The organism is uncultured Mucilaginibacter sp. (genome assembly GCF_903913935.1).
GTDB lineage: Bacteria > Bacteroidota > Bacteroidia > Sphingobacteriales > Sphingobacteriaceae > Mucilaginibacter.
The window spans coordinates 1-2,056 of the sequence record NZ_CAIWNH010000018.1 but is presented as its reverse complement, the minus strand read 5'-3'; the positions used below and the strand labels follow the sequence as shown (position 1 = coordinate 2,056).

Sequence of the window (2,056 nt, the reverse complement as noted above, 5' to 3'; positions counted from 1 at the left end):
TTTCATACTTCTGGAATTATGGAGGAGGTATTCCTTCAACCGATACCACGGTGAATGGAAAAACCTCGTATGTAATAAATTACGGGTATGGCAATTACACCGTTTCGCTTAAAGTAACTACCGACTCAGGTTGTTTCGGTATCAAAACAAGGCATATTAATATTTTGCCTTCGCCACATGCGGGATATTCCGACTCGGCCAATAACAGCATTTATCCATATATTTTGTGCGCAGGTTCAGGTTCTTCTTTGCAGTTGACTGATACCAGTTCGGCCATTGGCGGCTCGCCAATAACCCAGCGTTTCTGGAAGTTTAACGGCGTGGTAAATGCCAATCACACACCTAATATTCAGTATTCGTTCCCTAACCAGGGCGAATACGATATACAGTTGGAAGTTGTGAATGCACTGGGCTGTGCCGACTCAACTACACAAACTATAAACGTGCACGCTCCGTTTGTGGCTGAGTTCACTTATAGTGACCATTGCCTTGGCGACTATACTACATTTACAGATGTTACCAATTCGTTTTCAATAGTTAGCCGTACGTGGAAGTTTAGAGAAAATGGTGATGGGCCGTATGCCTACACTCCTATAGCTAATTTCAGGTTTAACCAGGCAAATACTTATGATGTTGAGTTGCAGGTTCAAAATGCAATTGGTTGTATTGCGCGCCTTGACCAGCAGGTTAAAATAGTTCAAAAACCGGTAGCAAATTTTACAGGTTTGATAGGTTGCGAGAACCACTATTACCGGCCATTAGATAGCAGTATCGTTTTAAACGATACCATTGCCAGCTATGCCTGGAATATTGGCAACGTTCAGTACAATGTCAAAAATCCAAGCATTCTGTTTACCGATACAGGAGCCTTGAATGTTAAGTTGACTATTAAAACTGATGAAGGTTGTGTTGATTCAGTGCAGAAATTAATTGAGGTAGGCCCGGTTCCGACAGCTTTGTTCTCGTTTACGCCGCTTTACGGCACTGCGCCGCTGGCTGTAACTTTCAATAACCGCAGCACAGGTGCAAGTAACTACTTCTGGAATTTTGGCGATGGCAGTTCAACTACATCGGGTATACCAAGCATTAACCCGGCACCGCACACTTACCTGCAAAACGGCAATTACCGCGTAGTGCTTTATGCTTATAACAACTATGGCTGCTATGATTCATTAGCCAGGACATTAAATATTATACCTACGGACCTTGATTTGGCCATTGATTATATTACAACCAAAGCGGTACCGCAGTCTGACGGCAGCCAGTTGGTAACCTTAATTGCCTATATCAGCAACCTGGGCACCCGGGTAATTACTTCGGCGCAACTATATGCCACGCTTGGCAGCCGCGGGGTAATGGAACAAAACTGGAGCGGTTTCCTGGCATCAGGACAAACTATTGTAGATACTTTCCCTGCACAGTTTGTAGTGCCTGAAGGCTACGGCAATACTTATGTATGCGTTACCGCCAGTGATGTAAACGGAGGCGAGGCTGAATTGAATTACGACAATAACCAGGAGTGCTCGTCACTTACAGGTACTATGCAGCTGGCGGGCCCTCTGCCTAACCCGGCGGTAACCTCTTCGCAGCTGGGCATTATTATGCCAGCAGCGGGTACTGTTTATATTTCAATGTATGACTTACTTGGCCAGCCGGTGGTAAAAGAGTTCTCCATGCACCTGCCGGCAGGGCGTACCAACTATAATATACCTATGGCGCAGTTAATGAGTGCCGAGTATTTTATACGTGTGCGCTATAATGATGATACTGAGGTAAGAAATTTTGTGGTGAGATAAATATTTTAGCGCCACAGAAGAACAGAGATGAAGCAAATTGCAATTTTCGCCAGCGGCAGCGGTAGTAATGCCGAAGCTATTATTGAACATTTTAAAGCGCACAACGGCATTAAAGTGGCGTTGGTGGTAACCAATAACCCCGATGCAGGAGTTATTAAAATAGCGCACAGCAGTAAAATCGTGTCGGCTATTGTAAGCAAAAACGCTTTAAATGATCACGAAATACTGGGCCGCTTGTTAAATGCCCTCAATATTGATTT

At 44.4% G+C, this 2,056-nt stretch carries 2 protein-coding genes; both read left to right on the top strand.

All coding sequences use genetic code 11. The features are described 5' to 3' along the window. The coding region (locus QZY09_RS00725; protein WP_295666817.1) for a PKD domain-containing protein at positions 1 to 1,796 on the top strand (1,796 nt) is incomplete at its 5' end. 27 nt (positions 1,797 to 1,823) lie between these two features. Further along, on the top strand, positions 1,824 to 2,056 hold a 233-nt coding region (locus QZY09_RS00720; protein ID WP_295666814.1), incomplete at its 3' end, for a formyltransferase family protein.